The organism is Vibrio sp. 1978 (genome assembly GCF_033344345.1).
Genome location: NZ_JAWPOP010000768.1, coordinates 1 through 585, shown reverse-complemented (window position 1 = coordinate 585; position 585 = coordinate 1). Strand labels below are relative to the sequence as shown.

Annotated in this window: 1 protein-coding gene; it reads right to left on the bottom strand. The window is 47.7% G+C overall.

Annotated elements, in window-relative coordinates; genetic code table 11:
* Positions 1–585 (bottom strand): nicotinate-nucleotide--dimethylbenzimidazole phosphoribosyltransferase (locus tag R8N49_RS28995; RefSeq protein ID WP_318190686.1); only part of this gene is annotated, 585 nt, incomplete at both ends.

Here is a 585-nt window from a genome sequence, read left to right as displayed (position 1 = left end):
CTAGTAACGTGGCAACATACGCCGCGACAGAGACAATAAAACCATCGACAAGCACTGGCGTTTTCAAACGCTTCGCCTCAAGGAACGCCCCGACCATCTGTACGATTTCAAATCCACCAACTTGCGATAATACGGCTTTGGCGTCTAGACCTCGACAACGACTTACCCCTTGAGCAACCAACTTTAACTTTCGGCTCAACTGCTCTGAGTTGATGCCCGTACCAAGACCAACACAGTGGTTTACCTCAAGCGGGCTGAGTGCCGCCAATAATGCGGAAGCCGAGCTGGTGTTTCCAATCCCCATCTCACCAAACATCAGTAAGTTAGATCCTGAATAGATGGTGCTTTGCGCCACTCTTGCACCATATTCCAAACCAAGCGCTACTTGTTCAGAAGACATCGCCGCTTGCTTTGAAAAATTGGCAGTGCCATTTCCTAAACGCTGCTCAATTAAATTCGGATGAGATTTAAACTCAGGAACCATGACTTCGATTGGCGCAAGCATACCGCAGTCAATCACTTTGAATTCGATTTGGTTTACATCGCAAAAGCAGTTAATTGCCGCACCTCCAGCAAGGAAGTTTG